Raw genomic sequence first — 18,965 nt, 5'->3', positions numbered from 1 at the left:
TGAGTTACTTTTTATAGCGAAATCTTCGTTATCGATGTAAGCGGTTACTATATATTAAATTAATGGTAAAACTTGTAAATAATTCGAAATTTCAATTAATTTAATTGGCAACAGATGAAGATCCATGCCTCCATCTGTTGCCAAATGTTACATCATTTTATTATTTAATCAGCGAGTCAATAATATGCACGACTCGGTCGCCGACTTCAGAAGTAGAAGCTGTACCATTCATGTCAGGCGTCAGCACTTCTCCTTCTACAAGCAAATGCTCCATCGCTTCCAAGACAGTTCGTCCGTACTGTTCATAGCCAAAAAAGTCGAGCATTTGGCTTGCGGACCAAATAGATGCAAGCGGATTTGCTACTCCCTGCCCTGCAATATCCGGAGCCGATCCATGAATCGGTTCGAACATGGACGGGAACTTACGCTCAGGGTTAATATTTGCTCCCGCCGCAAGCCCAATACCTCCCGCCAGCGCAGCACCTAAATCTGTTAAAATGTCTCCGAATAAGTTAGACGTCACCACGACTTCGAAGCGCTTTGGATCTTTGATCATGAGCATCGCTGCTGCATCAACGAGGTAAGAAGCGGTGTCCACTTCCGGATAGTCTGCACTCACCTCTTCAAACACTTGATCCCAGAAAACCATCGAGTAATTTAAAGCATTGGCCTTGGAAATACTCGTTAGTGATCTTCCTTCTTTCTTTGCCATTTCAAATGCATAACGGATGATCCGCTCTGTTCCTTTACGAGAGAACACACTGTTTTGCAATACCACTTCATGTTCTTGTCCTTTAAACAGCCAGTCGCCGGCACCTGAGTATTCGCCTTCACTGTTTTCGCGAATAAAGAGCATGTCAATGTCTTCACGCTTAGCATCGACAAGCGGCAGGTGAGCGCCTTTTAATAAAGTAACAGGCCGGATATTGACGTACTGGTCAAAGCTTTTACGAATTCTCAACAGTAAATCCCAGAGTGAAATATGGTCCGGAACGCCCGGGAACCCAACAGCTCCTAAGTAAATAGCATCAAATTCTTTTAGCTGCTCAATTCCGTCATCATCCATCATTTTACCGTGCTTCGTATAAAATTCGCATCCCCATGGAAAGTACGTAAACTCAAATTGAAAACCTGAATCAAGCTCAGCTACTTTATTTAAAACCTTTACCCCTTCGTTAATGACTTCCGGGCCGATGCCGTCGCCGGCAATAACCGCTATTTTAAATGTCTCCACAATAATCTCCTCTTTTTTAGCTTTGATTCCAAACAACTAATTTCATTTCAGTCATTTCTTCGACTGCATACTTAATGCCTTCACGCCCTGTTCCACTTTCTTTGACTCCGCCATATGGCATTTGGTCAACGCGGTATGTCGGCACGTCATTGATCATGACACCACCTACATGCAGCTCCTGGGCAGCATATAGAGCATTTTTAATGTTGTTTGTGTAAATTCCTGCTTGCAAACCGTAGCGGGAATCATTGACTAATTCTACCGCTTCTTCGATGCTGCTTATTTTGTTTACGACGACAACCGGAGCGAACGCTTCTTGACAAGATACCTTTAGCTCACTGTCTGCACCGGTAACAATCGTTGGCTCTAAAATACCATTTTGCAGCTTGCCCCCTGTCGCTATTTGGGCATTGCTTTCTTTCGTTTCTTCGATCCACCCCAGCACACGCTCTGCTTCTCCTTTGGCGATCAAAGCAGAAATATACGTATCAGGATCAAGCGGATCACCGACTTTCAGCTTTTTCGCTGCTTCCGTAAACTTTTTAATGAACTCATCATACACCTGTTCATGAGCATATACACGTTGAAGTGAGATACAAACTTGACCTTGATTGGAGAAAGCTCCTATAATGCAGCGATCAATGATGTCCTCAATCTGAATATCTTTGTCAATGATCAAGGCTGAATTAGAGCCTAGCTCCAGTGTTGTCTTCTTCAACCCAGCCTTGCTGCGGATGCCAATGCCGACACTTGGACTGCCTGTGAACGTTACCATGCTGACGCGGTCATCTTCCACAATGGCATCTCCGACTGTTCCGCCTGGCCCTGTTACCACATTTAACACACCAGCTGGAAGACCCGCTTCTACAAATAGCTCCGCAATAAAGAGAGCGGAAAGCGGCGTTTGTGAAGCCGGCTTTAAGACAACCGTGTTCCCTGCTGCAATAGCAGGCCCTACTTTATGCGCCACGAGATTGAGCGGAAAGTTAAATGGCGTAATCGCTCCAATCACCCCGATCGGCTCTCTCACTGTATAACCAATTCGGCCAACGCCGCCTGCAGCCGCATCAAAAGGAATCGTTTCACCGTGAATTCGTTTCGCTTCTTCAGCAGAAAATTTATAGGTTTCAATCGTTCTAGCTACTTCTGCTTTAGCAAATACGATTGGCTTCGCTGATTCACGAGAGATAATTTCAGCCGCCTCATCTGCTCTTTCTTTCAAAAGGGCGACTACTCTCTCCAAAATTTCTGCCCGTTGATAAGCAGGCATTTTACTGATGGCTCCACGCGCATTGTATGCAGCTGTGATGGCCTGCTTTGTCAACTCTTTATCCGCCATGGCAATCTGAGCAATTTCTTCTCCTGAATAAGGAGAGTAAAGGGGCGCATAGGCCGGACCTTCTACTTTTTCACCATTGATCAAAAGAAACTGTTTGATAGACTTTGTTTCACTCGTTATTTTATTCATTGAGGGCCTCCAGTACCATTTCATGGAATTGAACGATCGCTTTTTCTGAAGAAGAATACACACCTTTATTAAAGGCACGAGAGCGGAAACCAATTTGTTCAAGCTCTACTAAATCCACATCCTCTTGACGAACTTGTTCTGCAAAAGCAACTAAATCTTTTTCTTCCTGCGTTAAGTTTTCATCGCGGAAATAGTAAGTGTACACAGCTAATGTATTTTCATGATCGATTGGCAGCATTTGAATCGTCGCCATGTTTCCTGGTCCTGGATAAATCGTTACCATCAAGTTTGGCCATAACCAATAGAAAGTGCCGCCTTGCATTTCAGCGTTGTTCAAATCCACTTCTCCATAATTTTTATCAGGCTTCACGATTGATCCCTGGATGGAGTAGTTCTCACATGTAATAATTTGATAATCATCCATATCTAGTGTAGCAACAAAGCTTGGATGAGCAACATGACAATGGTCACATTCTAAATAGTTGTCGATAAACGCTTTCCAGTTTGCTTTAATGACACGCGTTTTTTGACCTGTTCTTTTTAACTCACTTAAGAATGGGAACTTGCTTAATCTTTCAAAGAAATCACCGTAGGACTCGCTAAGCGGCTTCGCGTTATCATCTAAGTTCACGAAAATCAAAGATTCCAAGATTTCCATACGAACAGATCGTAAGCAAGCATCTTGCACACAAGCAACGTCTTCCCCTCTGAAGTTCGGCGCTTTATTTAATTTTCCATCTAATTTGAACGTCCAGCCATGATAGCCGCATTGAAGAATTTTCTTCTTGCCCGCGTCACTTTTCTCAAGCTTTGTCGCACGGTGCGGGCAAACGTTGTAAAATGCGCGGATCACTTCATCTTGGCCGCGGATCACAATGATTGGTTCTTTCGCTACTTCTGTTGTAAAGAAAGAGCCTGGTTTTTCTAATTGGCTGACATGGCCCACAAGCTGCCAGGATTTTGAGAAAATAAGGTCCATTTCCTTGTCCAATACTTTTGGATCTGTATACAAATCATACGTCATCGTTCTTTCAAATGTCCGGTTTGTCGCGTTTTCCACTTTATTATAAGCCATGATTCATTCTCCCCCTCAAAATTGTGCTAAATTGATATTGGCACTGCCAAATAGAATAGTTGATGTGATAAAGCGCTTTCGTTTTAGCTGACTGCTGCCTTATTACATGAAAAAGGCTGTTCTGCTACTTTAATAGAGTCTGTCGGACAGCCATCAAATGCATCCTCTAAATCTTCTTCCAGCTCTTCCGGAACTTCTGTAGCTCCTTCATTATTATCAAGAATAGCGAAGGCAAGTCCTTCTAAGTCATAATCAAATAGCTCCGGTGCTGTTGCTCCACAGGCACCGCAGGCAATGCATGTCTCTTGATCTACCATTGTATATTTAGCCATACTGCTTGCCTCCTTCCTGTTACCCTAGTTCACTTCCTAATGGATCGAGTCCCCTCGGCATCACACCGACTGGGTACTTTTATCTTTTTCACCCATCACGCTTGTGCTATGAAGCGGCTGTACTTTTGCACTCGGGTCAATATATACTTTGGCATTGCTGACAGCAGTCGGCGCTTCTCCAAAACCGCTCGCAATGAGTTTCACTTTTCCTTCATATGTGCAAATGTCCCCCGCAGCATAAATTCCTTTAATGTTGGTCTCCATGCGGGAATTCACAACGATTGAGTTGCCTTGTATTTCAAGTCCCCAGTCTTTAATTGGACCGAGGGAAGAAACAAATCCATAGTTCACTAGTACGTCGTCGACTTCGAGTTCAAATGTTTCGCTGCTCTTTGTTTCTGATAAAATAACTTTTTCAATTTTTTCGTCCCCAATGAGTTCCACTGGTACATACGGTGTTAGAATGTCAACTTTTGATTGTTTTAATAGCTCAACGCTATGCTCATGCGCACGGAATTTATCTCTGCGGTGAACGAGCGTTACTTTTTCTGCAATTGGCTCTAGCATCATCGCCCAGTCAACGGCTGAGTCTCCTCCGCCAAATACGACTACTTTCTTTCCGGCAAATTGATTTAAGTTCTGAACAAAATAATGAAGGTTAGCGTTTTCAAACTTTTCTTCCCCTTCCATTTTTAACTTACGCGGCTGGAAAGCACCGTTTCCAGCTGTGATAATAATGGCTTTCGAATAATGTGTTTCTTCATTTGTTGTAATCGCAAACACTTCATCCGCTGTTCTCACAATACTCTCTACCGATTGTTCAAGACAAACCGTCGTCGCAAACTGGTTCATTTGCTCCATTAACTGATCAATCAGCTCTTGGGCACGTACTTTTGGAAAACCGGCAATGTCATAAATATATTTCTCAGGATATAAAGCGGACAGCTGGCCGCCGAGCTGAGGAAGGCTCTCAATAATTTTTACTGAAGCCTGGCGCATACCCGCGTAAAAAGCGGTAAACAACCCGACCGGACCGCCGCCGATAATCGTAATGTCAAATACTTCAGACTGCTGCTTCACCATCATTCCCCCTTTGATGTAGAAAGTGATTTCCTTGAACCTTTAACTGATTCTTAAGACAAGTTGTTTTATTGCCTGTCGCTCTTATATATGCAATTACGATGCCAACGTTTATAAGTAGCGCAATTAATAAAAAAATAAAGAAAATTCTTTCAAAAGGAACTATTATTGAGTTATATTTAACTCAAAACAGCCAATATTTAGTCAAAAATAACTCACAGGCTTCAAAAAGGAGGATTATTTCATGAAACATACAGAGGACAAAAACAGCGTTGAGATGACATTAAAAACTTTATTGAAAATCCTCGACCACTCTTCCGATGAAATTTTCGTACTAGACGGCGAAAAGCGCATTCTCTATGTAAACCAGGCGTGCGAACGACACTATGGATTAAAACCGACAGATGTCATTGGCAAATACAATATTGAATTATTTGAAAAAGGCTATTGGAGACCTTCTATCGTTCCAGAGGTGTATAGAAGAAAAAAGCCATGTTATATGAAGCAGCAAACCTATATTGGAGCAGAACTGCTCACAGCGGCTGTCCCTCTTTTAAATGAGGCAGGAGACATTGAATTAGTCGTCATTACATCTACAGAATCACAGACCTATAAAATGGTGAAGGCAAACGAAAATGCAAACGAGTCAAATTCAACTCACATCGAAGAAGAAGCAGATCGGATTGTGACAAATAGCGGCAAAATCAAGCAGATCATTTCATTTTGTGAAAAAGTGGCACCAACCGACTCCACTGTTTTAATTGAAGGAGAATCCGGTACGGGGAAAGGCGTGTTCGCCCATTTTATTCATCAGATCAGCCAGCGGAAAAAGGGGCCCTTTTTAACGATCAATTGTGCAGCTATTCCAGAGGAGCTGCTGGAATCAGAGTTGTTCGGCTATGCTAAAGGCGCCTTTACAGGGGCTAACAAAGCAGGAAAACCGGGCCTAATTGAAGCAGCCGATGGGGGCACTGTTTTTCTTGATGAAATTGGGGAAATGCCGCTCGCATTGCAGGCTAAACTGCTTCAAGTTATTCAAGACAAGCAATTTATCCCAGTTGGCGGCAGTGAAACAAAAAAAGTAGATATTCGCATTGTGGCAGCGACGAATCAAAATTTAGTGCAAATGGTCAAAGATAAAAAGTTCCGGGAAGATTTATTTTACCGGCTTAACGTCATCGACATTCATCTGCCGCCGCTGCGAGAGCGGAAGGAAGACGTTATTCCACTCACATACAACTTCTTAAACACATTTAATAAGAAATATCATACGAATAAGGTTATTTCAGAGGAATGTCTAAACATCTTGATTCATTATCCATGGCCAGGCAACGTACGTCAGCTCGAAAATTTAATTGAACGATTAGTCGTGACGAGCGACTCAATTATTCAAGTATCTGATCTGCCAGCTGTCATTACGGAAAACGCAGGGACTGTTACCCAATTATCCCTCCCCCACACACTCGATGAAGCGCTTGATCAAACGAAGCGGAGTCTTATTCGCAGATCTTATCAAATGCATAAATCATCAAGAAAAGTGGCAGATGATCTTGGCATCAGCCAAACGAAAGCATCGCGGCTCATTCGTGAATACTGTGAAGATTTAGTGGGCAGCAAGCCTCAGGATTAGAGCTGTATTCAGCTGAAGTGGTCGATACATCAAAAAGCAAGCCTTTTCCTGCTGGGAAAAGGCTTGCTTTTTTACGAAGCTCGATGGAAGGAACCGACGACTTCGACCGTTTGAGTAACGTTCACGAATGCTCCCGGATCGGCATCATGAATCATTCTTTTCACATCGGTCAATTGATAACGAGTAATCACAGTGACGAGCACAGCCCGGCCTTCACCTGTATAAGCCCCTTCTCCGTTCATCATCGTCACGCCTCGATACAAATTCGCCAAAAGTTTTTCTTTTACTTCTTCCCCTTTAGCTGTAATGATCATCAGCGTCAGCTTCACATGGTTCGTATGAATCATATCCACTACTTTTCCAGTCGCATAGATGGCGATCATTGTGTTGAGCGCAGCGTCCCAGCTAAAAATAAACCCCGATGCTAATACAACGACGGCATTCATAGCTGTTAAAATCGAGCCAAGCGGAAAATCCTTTTTCTTTGTCAACAGCATCGCGATGATGTCAAACCCGCCGGATGAACCCGAAGATCGAAATATCATCCCAATGCCAACTCCTGTCATCACACCGCCAAATAGAGCAGATAAAACAGGCTCCGTTGACACTTCCACGATCGGTATCGCATAGAGGCTAAAGGAGATAGCCGCTACCGCTAAAATAGTATAACTAATAAAGCGCTTTCCAAGTTTAATAAGACCGATAATCAAAAGCGGCAAATTGAGAAGCAAGTTCACTACGCCGGTATTTAAAGGAGTGATCAGACCAAACATAATAGCGACTCCACTGAGCCCGCTGCTCAGGATCTCATGCGGGATTAAAAAAAAGTTATAGGCTACCCCTACTAAAAATGAGCCAAACAAAATCAACAGAACATTTTGCATCTAATCTCCCCTTTCTCCCATCCACTATTTAATTATTTTTATTATAAGGGAGAAAATGGAGATTGCCGAAATGATTGTTTTTTCTGAAAAGCCAGACGCCCACTTAGAAAAAAGAGAAGAGATGCCTAACTTCTCTTCTCCTTTTTAATCACTATAAAGTACGTTTCTTTTATAAAGCTCTCTTCTGCTTGAAAGGAATGATTCCAATGAGCACTTCTATACCTGTTGCGAAAATAAACACGATCCATGCATACTTCCAGCTAACAGCAAAGCCGAGAATAAGAAAGATGGCAAAGGCAAAAATCCATAGTGCACCAGAGATACTCCCCCGGACCATTTGATATTCAGGATTATAATATTTAGCGGTATATCGCATCCACTCTTGATCTTGCTTTCTGCGATCCTTTTCTGTCAGACCAAGAAAAACGTAAAGACAGATAGAAGGAATGGAAAAAGGAAGAAGAGTAGCAACCCACTCGCCATTTTCCGCCTGTCCCTGAAAATAAACAATACCAGCCGTGAATAAACCGAACAACAACAGTGCTGTCGCTGCTGTGTAGCCTGCCGCCCGGATTGGTTTCATTCCGAAGTGATGAGGGGTTTCTTGAGTCAATCCTAGATAAACGAGCGCACTAATCGAAACGAAGGCAAATGGAAATAAGGTAGAAACCGTAATATAGTATTCCTCCATTCGCAAATGGACGAGCAGTGCAGTGATGATCCCGAACAGAAGAACACCAATACTGATAACATATCCAAAGACGTGAACTTTTGGAAGCGACTTTTTGTTGTACATATGATCAATCACTTCATAGCGAGCTTTTATACCGATGTCTTCTGCCACCTTTGTGATATCTCCAAGCTGACTGATTGCTTTCTGAAATGCTTCTTCCCCACTCATCCCCTGATGAGTAAATTCTTGAATCCTCTCTTGGAGATTAGCCTCTACTTCCTCCTTCAGCTCTGTTAATTGATTGGAGGGAGGAAAGTCAGCAAATACTTGCTCGATGTACTGCTTTACGCGACTCTTCATTTTTTTCACAGCCTTTCTATAATAATTTATCGATGACTTCTTTAGTAAACTCCCAATCATCACGATTTCGTTTATAAAGTGTTTCACCAGAAGCCGTCATACTGTAATATTTCCTTCTTCCTCCTTGCGTCTCACTCCCCCAATAAGAGGTGACACACCCCTCTTGTTCAAGTCTTCTAAAACTAGAGTATAGAGTGGCTTCCTTCAATTCGTATTGCCCTTCGCTTTTCTCAATGATTTTTTTATAAATTTCATATCCGTAACTGTCCCCTTCCTTTAAGATTCCAAGGACAATCGTGTCTGTGTGGCCTCTAATTAAATCTGATGATATTTTTGCACCCATTATGCGTCCCTCCTACAAGTACACTATACTTCACATTACTTTGTCTGTCAAAGTAATGTCTCAGACATTTTTCATATAAAAAAGACAGGTTCAGTCATTTTCATTTGTAAGAATGATGACCGAACCCTTAAAAAAATAGTCCTTCCATTTTTTATGCGGTATGATGAAGACAGCATTCAAATCTCTCATTTTCAAAGGAGAAATCTATGTTCCTTGTAAAAAGAGAAAACTATCAGTGGATCATTCTGTTAATTGCTACTTTTTCACAGGCATGTGCTACGTTCGTCACGTACGGCATCGGACCGCTGGCAGCCTTTTATCAAAGAGAGCATCATCTTTCACAATTTGAGGTTGGTCTGTTAGTGTCAGCCGTCAATATAGGCCCGATCTTTTCAATGTTATTCTTCGGTGATTTAATGGATAAGCATGGGGAAAAGTGGGTCGTCGGGTTAGGCTCTGTTTTTCTTGGATTAAGCATTTTATCCGCTTCCCTGACCAATCAGTATACCTTGCTCCTTTTCATTTTAGCCTTTGTCGGCCTATGGTACGGAACGGCCCAGCCTGGTGGAAGCAGTGCCATTATGAAATGGTTTCCACAGCAGCATCGCGGATTGGCGATGGGCATCCGCCAAACCGGCATTCCTCTTGGCGGTGCGGCCGCTTCAGCAGTGCTCCCCTTCTTCTTTCACTCTAGCGGTCTAATCGCCGCTATTACTGTACAAGGTACGGTCGCTATTATAGGAGGAATCATTTTTCTTCTTTTCTATAAAGATGTCAAGCAAAAGCAATCCCAAACGGAAAAGCAGCGCTTTATTGAAAAATTAAACAAAATAAAAAGCAACTCCGCTCTTTATCCTGTATTCTTTATCGGGATGATAATGGTTTCCTTGCAAATTATCATCATCGCCCACTTCATGAGTTACTTTACAAACACGTTGCACGTAAAACTTAGTACAGCTGGATCCTTTTTAAGCTTTGCCCTTGCTGGCGGGATGTTTGGGCGAATTATTCTAGCTTGGATCAGTGACCGGGTATTTAAAGGCAATCGCAGCAAACCGTTGCAATTGACGATGCTGGCCTCTGCTCTTGCCATACTGGGACTGATTTTCCTGCCGCCTCATCTCTCTAGCTGGGGGATTAGCCTTTTAAGCTTCTGGATCGGTTTTCTAGGAATCGGGTGGTTTAGTCTCTTTGTCGTGCTTGTCTCAGAAAAATCAAATCCCCACTTTGCTACGTTGACCGTTAGCTTTGCTTTAACGCTAAATCAACTATGGATTATGCTGTCTCCATCGTTATTTGGCTGGCTTGTCGATTATTTTTCTGGATATACCCTCCCCCTGCTCCTGCTGGCTTTCTTCGTTTTGACAGGGGCTGCATGGCTCTGGATATCTGAACGCCACTACAATAAAAAAGCGGATGAGACCCTTTAACAAACTGGTCATCATCCGCTTTTTAACGGTCATATCTTCTCTACTTCTCAGCAGGCGAGGTAACATATCCTTTTTTTCCAACCGATAATCCAATGATAAAAATCAGCACCGAAGCAGCGACAAGCGTAGCTAAAGGAAGGGTCCAGCTTCCTGTCATATCATGCAGCCCGCCGAACAAAACAGGTCCAATAGAGGCTAGAAGGTAACCGAATGATTGGGCCATTCCCGATAGCTCTGCCGCCTCCTGTGTGCTCTGCGTGCGCAGGCTGAAAAACATCATCGCCAAACTAAACGCGGACCCTGCTCCGATCCCAACTAAAATAATCCATAAGGGCAAAAGCATCCCGCTATCAAACAGAACACCGACAAGACCGATCGTAAATAAAGCTGCCGTTGCAGCAGCCATGCCGCGCTGCGACTCCTGCCGCCCGGCTAGCACTGGAACAATGAAGGTAAATGGCAAAACAGAAAATTGCATCATCGACAGCATCCAGCCGGCTGAGCCAGCGTCCATTCCCTTTTGCTGGAGAATATCCGGAAGCCAAGTAATGACTACATAGAAGATCAACGATTGTAACCCCATAAATAAGGTGACTTGCCAAGCTAGACGAGAATGCCATAACCGGCTGCTAGGACGATTCTCGCCTAGTACGGCCGTTTGTTTCTTCCTGCGCAGCTGAGGCAGCCAAAAGAGAATAGCAATCAACGCTAATCCTCCCCATACTCCAAGCGCACCTGACCAGCCAAAGCCGGCACCGGAGGCAAGCGGCACGCTAAGGCCAGAGGCCACCGCCCCGCACAAATTCATCGAAACAGAGTAAACACCTGTCATCACACCGAGCCGCTTGGCAAAATGCTGCTTAATAAAACCAGGCAGCAACACATTGCCAATGGCAATAGCCAACCCTAGTAAAACAGTTCCTGCAAATAATGCTCCTACTCCTCCAGAAGAACGAAGCCCGATTCCCGCCGCCAGAGCGATCAAAGCAGCGAATAGAGTCCACTCTATTCCGAACCGCCGGGAGATCTTCGGAGCAAATGGCGATAAAAGAGCAAAAGCAAGCAAAGGCAACGTTGTAATCGTACCCGCAACAGCATTCGTTATCCCTAGGCTATCCCGGATCGCTGGCACTAGAGGACCGACAGAGGTTAAAGGTGCTCTTAGATTTGCGCCGATCAATAGGATACCGGCTATTAAAGCCGCCGCCCTCCACTTTTTCGCTGTGTCTACCTCTTCTAAAGGCTTAATTGCTTGTGGTTCCCCCATTTTCATTCCTCCAAACTAGTAGATAGCAAGTCTTTTAAGTAAGCCATATATTCATTAACCGCCTCTGCTGCTGCCTCCTCATTTTGTGCAGCAATGCCTTCCACCAGCTTTTCATGAATATACTCATGAACATCCGTGCAAAAAGAAAGTTCAACGAGATTACGGACAGACGAATGCAAAGCCTCGGTCATGTGCTCGTATAATTCAATAAGCAGATGGTTACGGGTAGCTGCGGCAACTGCTTGATGCAGCTGAATATCCGCCTCAGCATAAGCCTCCTGATTTCGTACCGCGCTCGCCTGTCGGCAGTTATCCAAGTACAGCCGCAGCCTCCCGACATCCTCCTCACTCCGGCGGGCAGCCGCAAGCCGGGCGGCTTCTCGTTCAAGCGCATGCCGGACCTCTAATGTTTCCTGCAAGCGTGACTTACTCACCCGGCGCTCAATGGCCGCGCCGAGAGCGCTCGTCGAACAGACATGGGTGCCGCTTCCCTGCTTTGTCTGTAAAAGGCCGCTATGTACAAGGGCACGAATGGCTTCACGCAATGTATTACGGCTTACATCAAATTGTTCCATTAGTTCCATTTCAGAAGGAAGCCGGGTGCCAACCGTCCAAGTACCCGACTCAATCAACTCTTCTATTTGTAAAACCACTTGATCGACAAGCGACATACGGTTCGTTCTTTCGATTTTCATTTTTCACCTCAAATTTGTAGGATGATTGGTTTATTGGTTAATTTATCATGTAGAGTGATCTCTGTAAATGCCCTATAAGAAATAAAAAATTTTAGAACTATGATGAACGGAAAGTGCGAGCATCCTGTAGTGGAAATCAACCACTCCCTTTTATTTATGAAAGCACCTCAAATAAAAAAGCCAGCCGCAACAACCGGCTCGCTTGGAAATAAAGATCGTTAATTATGTTTTAATTTCTCCTCTACCGTTTCAATAAACTTTTGCACGGCAAATCCTAGATGCTTATCTGCTCTGTAGATAATACCGATCTCACGCTCAGGGGGGTGGTCATGAATCTTAATTAACCGCAAAGCAGGATCTTTTAAAGCTTGAGATAGCGGCAGCGGCTGGAGAGTGGCTCCGATGTTTTCTTTTACGAAATAGAAAAGGGAGGGGCCTGTTGTCGTTTCGACTACTACATTCAATTGAAACCCGTGTTTTTGACAATGATTCTCTAACAGCTTTCTTCCTAAAAATTGCCTTGCATACATCACCATCGGCATGTCTCTTAATTCTGCTAAAGAAATCGATTCATAACGAGCTAAGGGATGATTTTCTGATACGACTAAAACGTATTCCTCACAGTAAAGCGGAATGCTGACTAATCGGCTGTCCGGCAGCAAAAGCATTGTAATGCCGACATCCACCTCATTATCAAGTACTTGCTTCGTAATTTCGACAGTAGAAGCCGATAAATTCAAGTGAATAGCAGGAAAACTTTTATGAAAATCGATGAATAATGGAGTAAATCGGTAATCCAGCTCTGCCGGCAAAACACCTACCGATACATGTCCTCCCTGATATTCGCGAAGCTCCTCAATTTTATGGACGGCATTTTCAAGGCTGTGAAAGATTTCTCTGCCGTGTTCAAGAAGAATCCTCCCTGCTTCTGTTAAAGCAATCCGCTTTCCAATCCGGTCAAACAAAGGCGTACCTAATTCTTGTTCAATCGCTCGAATTTGCAAACTAAGTGTCGGCTGGGAAATGCCTATTTTTTCTGATGCTCTCGTAAAATGAAGTTCCTCACAAAGCACCATAAAATATTCTAATTGCCTAAGTTCCACGACAGCCCTTCTCCTCTAATCATTGTTTTTCTCAATGATTATAATAGTTTTTATTGAATTGTTCAATCATTCGTCTTCAGGTAATCTTGAATTCAAATGAGGAACAAAAAGGATGAAGAACATGAAAAATTCTAGGGCCACACTTATGATCATCGCTCTATTTACGGCGTCTTTAAACCTGCGCCCTGCGATCAACTCGATTTCTCCCTTATTAGAGACATTAAGGCACTACTTAGGGATTAATGCATCAACAGCTAGTTTGCTTACTTCGATTCCTGTGCTTTGCATGGGCATTTTTTCTCCGGCAGCTGCGAAGCTAGGAAATCGCCTCGGAATTGAAAAAATGTTAGGCGGCGCTCTTATTCTAGTTGGTATTGGCACGTTTTTACGCTTTTTTATACATTCCGCTTTCTTCTTGCTTTGTACCGCGTTTTTAACAGGCATTGGGGCAGCGGTGATGGGGCCCTTGCTGTCTGGATTTATTAAAAAACATTTTCCGAATCAAGTACCAAAGATGATTAGTGTATATTCTGTTGCGATGACGATGGGTGCGGCTCTTGCGTCTGGGTTAGCCGCACCATTGCAAAACAGCCTGCATTCTTGGCGGGCGGCTCTTGCCATCTGGGCTGTTTTAGCCTTTATCGCTATTCCTCTGTGGTGGCTTTTCGTTCTGCGAGGAGTAGAACGACCAAAGATTACAGCTTCTTCAAAATCATTAACTGTGCTGCCTTGGAAAAATCCGAAAGCCTGGCTGCTGACGTTCTCATTCGGACTGTCAGGAATCATTTTCTTTTCGATCACAGCCTGGCTTCCGCCCATTATCCAAGGCCTCGGTTATGGAGAAGGATATGCCGGTAACGTTCTAACGACTTTTGCCATTGCTCAAATCCCGGCAAACTTAGCGCTGCCTTTTATGATTAGACGTTTTCCATCAAGACTCTTGTTGCTGCTATTTTTCTCGTTCGTGGAGCTAGTGGGCTTTGTCATGATTTATTTTTCTGCTTTTCCTTGGGTCGCCGCTATCTTCCTCGGAATCGGTGCAGCGTCATTGTTCTCACTTAATCTGCTGCTTCCAATGGATGCTACAGCAAATGGACAAGAAGCGGCTGCCTGGTCAGCGATGATCCAAGCAGCCGGTTATGTTATTAGTGCGACAGGGCCTATCCTTATTGGCTGGATTCATGATGTAACGGGAGGGTTTTTGTTTTCCATTCTAGGGCTTATCCTCATCAACTTGTTATGTATGATCGTTCAATTTTTCGCTGTCTCTGGAAATGAAAAAAAAGAGATCCGTACAGCTGCATAGAACAACAAAGGATAGTCCTGCGGTCATTCTTCGAGTGTGTAAACAAAGTCTCCTTGCCCTACCCCAAGTTGAATGAAAACGCTTGGCTTTCGAGGCGCGAAACCTGATAACGTGCGGCGTGACCAGATGGGTCATGAGCACCGCAGTCAGGCGAGCAACGAAAAAAATGAACGTTTGCCAACAAATTAGAAGGATGGCCCCGCGGCCACCCTTCTTTTTAAGGTAAATCAATTAACATAAAACGTGCACCTGATTCTGTTTCTAACTGCAGCCTATTCATGTCCGTTATACGGGCTGAGTCCCGTTTGTTTAAGACGGTTTCACCATCCAGTAATAAGTCTCCTTCGATTACAAATAAGAAAATACGACGTCCTTCTCTTTGAGTAAATGTGATTTTTCGATCTTTTTCTAAATCAGATAAATAAATCGTCAAATCCTGATGAATGTAAGCGGTCTGATCAGAGGCATGCTCTTTACTTACAACCGGGAGCAAATGATTTTGCATTTTCTCGACATCAAAGCTGGTTTTCTCATAGGATGGGGTCAAACGGTGTTGTTCCGGCTCGAACCAAAGCTGCAAAAAATTTACATTCTCTGTGGAAGACGGGTTGACCTCTGAATGGACAACTCCTGTACCCGCAGACATTCGTTGGACGCCGCCAAAGGTTGTGGTCTCCGAATGCCCTGCACTGTCTTCATGCTTTAAATAGCCTTCCAACACAATCGAGACTATCTCCATTTCTCGATGTGGATGAGCGCCAAATCCCCGAAGCGGCTTAACAATGTCATCATTTAAGACGCGCATCGGACCGAAACTCATATTTTCTGGATCATAGTATTCTGCAAAAGAAAAACTAAAGTTACTTTTAAGCCAGCCATGGTCGGCTGTGTATCGTGCGTTTGCTGGATAAATTGTTATCATTTCAACAACACCTCTTTCTCTTTATTGTGTTATCCCTATTTTAATTGAAAATAATGGCGTCTAGTGCATATTGTCCTGCCCCGGTTAAAGCAATACCAATCGCGACAGCTATGATCGTTAAGTTATATTCATACCCATTTTCAGTGGCCCAATATCCGTTAGCTCCATGTACTTTTATAATAGCGACTGCCATCGTTCCAGCAATCATTACAGCTGCTAACGGTGTCAGCAATCCTAAAGCAAAAAGAGCCCCGCCAATTAATTCAGCTAAACCCGCTAAAACAGCCATGGTGACACCAGGCTTTATGCCAATGGAATCAAAGAAACCGCCCGTTCCTTTAACGCCATGTCCTCCGAACCAGCCGAATAACTTTTGTGCCCCGTGTCCGACAAAACTGATGCCAATTACTAAACGGATCACTAATAAACCTATATCAATCATATTACTTCCTCCTTAACTTTTATCACTAATTAATATATTATGAATTCGAGATATTTGTTCAAAAAAATTAGTTACAGCTCTTGAGCATGAAAACCTAATTTTTTTAATTTTTTTATCATGTTTTCTTTCTCTTCGGCATTTAATCCACCAAATATCTCTTGAAGGGCTTCTTTATGTTCAGGAAAAATAGTACTCATTAACTCCTGACCTTCTGGGGTAATAGACGCGTATGTGACGCGGCGGTCTTTCGGGCATGGCTTCCGTATGAGATATTTCTTCTTTTCTAATTTATCTACTACATACGTAATGCTGCTGCTTGCAAGTAAGATTTTTTCGCCAATCTTCTGGATAGGCTGGTCCCCTTTATTAAACAATAACTCAAGTACTGCAAACTCAGTAGGATTCAAGCCATAATTTTTTATATCTTCTTCTACCCGTTTCATTACCGATTGCACAGCTCGAGACAGTACAACGAATAGTTTTAAAGACAAGTCTTGTTCGTTAGCTGAAGCCATCGTCATCCATCCTTTTATAAATTATCTCGAATTCGAGATTTATTATATAATGATTCATTTTTAAAGTCAAACAGGTTTCTTAGAATTTTATTAAAATAGAATCATCCGCTGCCATTGGACAGCGGATGAGCGAAGATTACTCTGTATAAAATTCAGCTGGGATTGGGCCGAAGCAGCGGCGATGATATAACATCGGATCTTTTTCTTTATCGAGACGAATGTTCGTTACATTGCCAATCAGAACCGTATGGTCACCCGCTTCTATTGCCTTGAACGTTTCACATTCAAATACACCAAAGGCCCCATCAATAATTGGCAGCCCATTTTCAGACATTTCCCATTTACACTGACTGAAGCGATCTACCCCTTTAGTAGCAAACGTTTTGCAGAGCTCTTGCTGCTCGCCTGCAAGCACATGGACAGCAAACTTGCCGCCTTCCGTAAAAGCTTTAATAGTCGAGACACCATGATCAATTGACCATAGGACCATGAGCGGATCAAGTGATACAGAAGCAAATGAATTCACTGTCAATCCAACTGGCGTTCCATCATCCGTTACCCCTGTTACGATCGTAACGCCTGTTGGATAATTCCCCATCACTTCTTTAAACAACGTTTGCTGTTCTGCTTTTTCCATTTTTCATCATCTCCCTTGTTATGTATGTATCTCTACTGTATCAAAAAATGAACAAAAACTGGGCAAAAAAGTTCGCTTTTCGTACATTAATTTTTAATATTCAATCTTTTTTATTATTTCATGGTAAGATAAGGAAGTGAGATCAGGACTATAAAGGGGGAGACAAGCAATGAAGAATAGAACAATTCGTGAGTTAAAGGCTCATTATCAAAAAAAGGAGCTATCTCCAGTTGAAGTGACGAACTCTTATTTAGAACGGATCAATCAGCACAAAGATTTAAACGCTTATATTACAGTGTGCGCTGATCAGGCGTTGAAGCAAGCAGAAATTTCCGAAAAAAAATTTTTAGCCAATGACGTAACAGGCCTTCTCGAAGGCATTCCACTTTCCTACAAAGATAATTTATATACAAAAGGAATCCGAACAACGAGCGGATCGAAAATTGAAGAGAACTTTATTCCAGAAACTGACGCTGGCGCTGTCCACACTCTTCAACGAGAAGGAGCCATTAATCTTGGCAAAGTAGGCCTGCATGAGTATGCGTTTGGAATAACATCGAACAATCCCTTCTATGGACCAGTCAGAAATCCATGGAATAAGGCGTATACACCAGGTGGATCGAGCGGCGGATCTGGAGCGGCTGTGGCCGCCTCCTTATGTATGGCGTCAATTGGCACTGATACAGGCGGATCCATCCGTATTCCAGCTGCTTCTTGTGGCATTGTAGGGTTAAAACCTACCTATAGCTTAGTGGAGGCTACGGGGGTTACGAATATTTCCTGGTCACTTGACCATGTTGGGCCGCTTACAAGAAACGTGGACGATCTAGCTATGATGATGGAGGCTTTAACGGGGCTCTCCTATTCGGACTATTTACAGGAGGATATTCGCGGCTTACGAGTAGGTGTACCTGTTCATTATTTTAATGAACATATAGATAAAGAAATATTAGCTCTTTATCAAGAGGCCCTTAACCATCTAGCGTCTTTAGGAGCTGTGCTCATTGAAATTGACATCCCATTTACAGAGAGTGATCTTGCTTTAGTCTCTGTTCTTGCTATTTCTGAAGCCGGCTTCGTTCATGAGAAGAGCCTCAACACGGCAATCGATCAATTCGGCCTCGATGTCCGTGCTGCTGTGGAAGCAAGCCGCACTTTCTCCGCTCTAGATTATATTAAAGCATTGAAGCGGAAAGCTGAAATCACAGAGCAATTTGAAAAGCTGTTCCAGCAAATTGACGTGATGGCATCTCCAACACTGCCGGCCACTGCTCAAAAAATCGGCGTTGAAGAATTTGAAATTGATGGCAGGAGGGAGCCGACCTTTGATGCGATGATCCGCTATCCGTCCGTCTTTAACCTCACTGGGCAGCCGGCTCTATCCCTCCCAATCGGATTGACTAAGAATGGACTTCCAGCCGGCTTGCAGCTGGCAGCCGCTACTTTTAATGAAAAGCTGCTGATCCGTGCAGGCTACGCTTATGAACAAGCCTTCCTCCAAGAGTTCTACCAAACAAGAGAGGCACTGGAAGGATCGTTAACTAACTAAGGAAAGAGCTTGCGCCTGCT

The 18,965-nt window shown here is 43.4% G+C and carries 20 protein-coding genes; 5 read left to right on the top strand and 15 right to left on the bottom strand.

What is annotated here, in order from left to right; translation table 11 throughout:
* Window positions 1-160: 160 nt before the first annotated feature.
* The 5 genes from A8F95_RS19845 to A8F95_RS19825 all read right to left on the bottom strand — a co-directional run bounded on the left by A8F95_RS19845 (window position 161) and on the right by A8F95_RS19825 (window position 5,195).
* Window positions 161-1,234 (bottom strand): tartrate dehydrogenase, encoded by a 1,074-nt coding sequence (locus tag A8F95_RS19845; protein ID WP_065412142.1) that lies wholly within the window; start codon window positions 1,232-1,234, stop codon window positions 161-163.
* A 16-nt stretch (window positions 1,235-1,250) separates the two neighbouring features.
* A complete protein-coding gene (locus tag A8F95_RS19840) occupies window positions 1,251-2,702 on the bottom strand; it encodes an aldehyde dehydrogenase family protein (RefSeq protein ID WP_077247469.1) in 1,452 nt (483 codons plus the stop codon).
* The gene (locus A8F95_RS19835) at window positions 2,695-3,777 is read right to left on the bottom strand and encodes an aromatic ring-hydroxylating oxygenase subunit alpha (protein ID WP_065412140.1); all 1,083 of its coding nucleotides are present in this window, start codon (window positions 3,775-3,777) and stop codon (window positions 2,695-2,697) included. The genes A8F95_RS19840 and A8F95_RS19835 overlap by 8 nt, the downstream gene beginning before the upstream one ends.
* Before the next feature lie 83 nt (window positions 3,778-3,860).
* Window positions 3,861-4,109 carry a ferredoxin gene (locus A8F95_RS19830; RefSeq protein WP_065412139.1) on the bottom strand — a complete coding sequence of 83 codons (249 nt, stop codon included), beginning with the start codon at window positions 4,107-4,109 and terminating at the stop codon, window positions 3,861-3,863.
* 60 nt (window positions 4,110-4,169) lie between these two features.
* Window positions 4,170-5,195 (bottom strand): NAD(P)/FAD-dependent oxidoreductase, encoded by a 1,026-nt coding sequence (locus A8F95_RS19825; protein ID WP_425415037.1) that lies wholly within the window; start codon window positions 5,193-5,195, stop codon window positions 4,170-4,172.
* 238 nt (window positions 5,196-5,433) lie between these two features.
* On the opposite strand from A8F95_RS19825, the gene A8F95_RS19820 reads away from it, so the two are divergent.
* Complete coding sequence (locus A8F95_RS19820) at window positions 5,434-6,819, top strand: sigma-54 interaction domain-containing protein (RefSeq protein ID WP_065412137.1); 1,386 nt, start codon at window positions 5,434-5,436, stop codon at window positions 6,817-6,819.
* Window positions 6,820-6,890: 71 nt separating this feature from the next.
* On the opposite strand, the gene A8F95_RS19815 is transcribed toward A8F95_RS19820, so the two are convergent.
* The 3 genes from A8F95_RS19815 to A8F95_RS19805 all read right to left on the bottom strand — a co-directional run bounded on the left by A8F95_RS19815 (window position 6,891) and on the right by A8F95_RS19805 (window position 9,079).
* Window positions 6,891-7,703, bottom strand: a complete 813-nt coding sequence (locus A8F95_RS19815) for a YitT family protein (RefSeq protein WP_065412136.1) — start codon at window positions 7,701-7,703, stop codon at window positions 6,891-6,893.
* A gap of 169 nt (window positions 7,704-7,872) precedes the next feature.
* Entirely contained in the window at window positions 7,873-8,736 is an 864-nt protein-coding gene (locus tag A8F95_RS19810; protein ID WP_065412135.1) for a permease prefix domain 1-containing protein, read from the bottom strand.
* A 16-nt stretch (window positions 8,737-8,752) separates the two neighbouring features.
* Window positions 8,753-9,079 carry a PadR family transcriptional regulator gene (locus A8F95_RS19805; protein WP_065412134.1) on the bottom strand — a complete coding sequence of 109 codons (327 nt, stop codon included), beginning with the start codon at window positions 9,077-9,079 and terminating at the stop codon, window positions 8,753-8,755.
* 206 nt (window positions 9,080-9,285) lie between these two features.
* Here A8F95_RS19805 and A8F95_RS19800 point away from each other — a divergent pair, with 206 nt between their 5' ends.
* Window positions 9,286-10,509: an MFS transporter gene (locus A8F95_RS19800; protein WP_065412133.1), complete on the top strand. Its 1,224-nt coding sequence runs from the start codon at window positions 9,286-9,288 to the stop codon at window positions 10,507-10,509.
* A gap of 40 nt (window positions 10,510-10,549) precedes the next feature.
* Here A8F95_RS19800 and A8F95_RS19795 read toward each other — a convergent pair whose 3' ends face one another.
* Both A8F95_RS19795 and A8F95_RS19790 read right to left on the bottom strand, forming a co-directional pair.
* Window positions 10,550-11,776, bottom strand: coding sequence for a CynX/NimT family MFS transporter (locus A8F95_RS19795; protein ID WP_425415036.1), 1,227 nt, complete (start codon window positions 11,774-11,776; stop codon window positions 10,550-10,552).
* Window positions 11,777-11,778: 2 nt separating this feature from the next.
* Window positions 11,779-12,471, bottom strand: coding sequence for a FadR/GntR family transcriptional regulator (locus tag A8F95_RS19790; RefSeq protein ID WP_065412132.1), 693 nt, complete (start codon window positions 12,469-12,471; stop codon window positions 11,779-11,781).
* A gap of 99 nt (window positions 12,472-12,570) precedes the next feature.
* On the opposite strand from A8F95_RS19790, the gene A8F95_RS23260 reads away from it, so the two are divergent.
* Window positions 12,571-12,693: a hypothetical protein gene (locus A8F95_RS23260; protein WP_281181801.1), complete on the top strand. Its 123-nt coding sequence runs from the start codon at window positions 12,571-12,573 to the stop codon at window positions 12,691-12,693.
* Here the strand turns inward: A8F95_RS23260 and A8F95_RS19785 are convergent.
* Complete coding sequence (locus A8F95_RS19785; RefSeq protein ID WP_065412131.1) at window positions 12,690-13,574, bottom strand: LysR family transcriptional regulator; 885 nt, start codon at window positions 13,572-13,574, stop codon at window positions 12,690-12,692. The genes A8F95_RS23260 and A8F95_RS19785 overlap by 4 nt on opposite strands.
* A gap of 121 nt (window positions 13,575-13,695) precedes the next feature.
* On the opposite strand from A8F95_RS19785, the gene A8F95_RS19780 reads away from it, so the two are divergent.
* Window positions 13,696-14,880, top strand: coding sequence for an MFS transporter (locus A8F95_RS19780; RefSeq protein WP_065412130.1), 1,185 nt, complete (start codon window positions 13,696-13,698; stop codon window positions 14,878-14,880).
* Window positions 14,881-15,097: 217 nt separating this feature from the next.
* On the opposite strand, the gene A8F95_RS19775 is transcribed toward A8F95_RS19780, so the two are convergent.
* From A8F95_RS19775 to A8F95_RS19760, 4 genes are all read right to left on the bottom strand, one after another.
* The gene (locus A8F95_RS19775; RefSeq protein WP_065412129.1) at window positions 15,098-15,802 is read right to left on the bottom strand and encodes a pirin family protein; all 705 of its coding nucleotides are present in this window, start codon (window positions 15,800-15,802) and stop codon (window positions 15,098-15,100) included.
* Between the two features lie 40 nt (window positions 15,803-15,842).
* Window positions 15,843-16,244: a DoxX family protein gene (locus A8F95_RS19770; protein ID WP_065412128.1), complete on the bottom strand. Its 402-nt coding sequence runs from the start codon at window positions 16,242-16,244 to the stop codon at window positions 15,843-15,845.
* Between the two features lie 71 nt (window positions 16,245-16,315).
* Window positions 16,316-16,759, bottom strand: coding sequence for a MarR family winged helix-turn-helix transcriptional regulator (locus A8F95_RS19765; protein WP_065412127.1), 444 nt, complete (start codon window positions 16,757-16,759; stop codon window positions 16,316-16,318).
* Window positions 16,760-16,895: 136 nt separating this feature from the next.
* Complete coding sequence (locus tag A8F95_RS19760; RefSeq protein WP_065412126.1) at window positions 16,896-17,396, bottom strand: flavin reductase family protein; 501 nt, start codon at window positions 17,394-17,396, stop codon at window positions 16,896-16,898.
* 169 nt (window positions 17,397-17,565) lie between these two features.
* Between A8F95_RS19760 and A8F95_RS19755 the strand changes: the two genes are divergently transcribed.
* Window positions 17,566-18,945, top strand: a complete 1,380-nt coding sequence (locus A8F95_RS19755; RefSeq protein ID WP_065412125.1) for an Asp-tRNA(Asn)/Glu-tRNA(Gln) amidotransferase GatCAB subunit A — start codon at window positions 17,566-17,568, stop codon at window positions 18,943-18,945.
* Window positions 18,946-18,965 lie beyond the last annotated feature (20 nt).

Origin of the sequence: Pseudobacillus wudalianchiensis, from assembly GCF_001685015.1 — a bacterium.
GTDB classification, from domain to species: Bacteria; Bacillota; Bacilli; order Bacillales; family Domibacillaceae; genus Pseudobacillus; species Pseudobacillus wudalianchiensis.
Note: the sequence above shows the minus strand (reverse complement) of the source record. Positions and strands in the feature narration are given on the sequence as shown.

Bases quoted from the DNA above. Each gene is read 5' to 3' on its own strand.
- A8F95_RS19840 (WP_077247469.1), bottom strand. From the start codon at position 2,702: ATGAATAAAATAACGAGTGAAACAAAGTCTATCAAACAGTTTCTTTTG.
- A8F95_RS19835 (WP_065412140.1), bottom strand. From the start codon at position 3,777: ATGGCTTATAATAAAGTGGAAAACGCGACAAACCGGACATTTGAAAGA.
- A8F95_RS19830 (WP_065412139.1), bottom strand. From the start codon at position 4,109: ATGGCTAAATATACAATGGTAGATCAAGAGACATGCATTGCCTGCGGT.
- A8F95_RS19825 (WP_425415037.1), bottom strand. From the start codon at position 5,195: ATGATGGTGAAGCAGCAGTCTGAAGTATTTGACATTACGATTATCGGC.
- A8F95_RS19820 (WP_065412137.1), top strand. From the start codon at position 5,434: ATGAAACATACAGAGGACAAAAACAGCGTTGAGATGACATTAAAAACT.
- A8F95_RS19815 (WP_065412136.1), bottom strand. From the start codon at position 7,703: ATGCAAAATGTTCTGTTGATTTTGTTTGGCTCATTTTTAGTAGGGGTA.
- A8F95_RS19810 (WP_065412135.1), bottom strand. From the start codon at position 8,736: ATGAAGAGTCGCGTAAAGCAGTACATCGAGCAAGTATTTGCTGACTTT.
- A8F95_RS19805 (WP_065412134.1), bottom strand. From the start codon at position 9,079: ATGGGTGCAAAAATATCATCAGATTTAATTAGAGGCCACACAGACACG.
- A8F95_RS19800 (WP_065412133.1), top strand. From the start codon at position 9,286: ATGTTCCTTGTAAAAAGAGAAAACTATCAGTGGATCATTCTGTTAATT.
- A8F95_RS19795 (WP_425415036.1), bottom strand. From the start codon at position 11,776: ATGGGGGAACCACAAGCAATTAAGCCTTTAGAAGAGGTAGACACAGCG.
- A8F95_RS19790 (WP_065412132.1), bottom strand. From the start codon at position 12,471: ATGAAAATCGAAAGAACGAACCGTATGTCGCTTGTCGATCAAGTGGTT.
- A8F95_RS23260 (WP_281181801.1), top strand. From the start codon at position 12,571: ATGATGAACGGAAAGTGCGAGCATCCTGTAGTGGAAATCAACCACTCC.
- A8F95_RS19780 (WP_065412130.1), top strand. From the start codon at position 13,696: ATGAAAAATTCTAGGGCCACACTTATGATCATCGCTCTATTTACGGCG.
- A8F95_RS19775 (WP_065412129.1), bottom strand. From the start codon at position 15,802: ATGATAACAATTTATCCAGCAAACGCACGATACACAGCCGACCATGGC.
- A8F95_RS19770 (WP_065412128.1), bottom strand. From the start codon at position 16,244: ATGATTGATATAGGTTTATTAGTGATCCGTTTAGTAATTGGCATCAGT.
- A8F95_RS19765 (WP_065412127.1), bottom strand. From the start codon at position 16,759: ATGGCTTCAGCTAACGAACAAGACTTGTCTTTAAAACTATTCGTTGTA.
- A8F95_RS19760 (WP_065412126.1), bottom strand. From the start codon at position 17,396: ATGGAAAAAGCAGAACAGCAAACGTTGTTTAAAGAAGTGATGGGGAAT.
- A8F95_RS19755 (WP_065412125.1), top strand. From the start codon at position 17,566: ATGAAGAATAGAACAATTCGTGAGTTAAAGGCTCATTATCAAAAAAAG.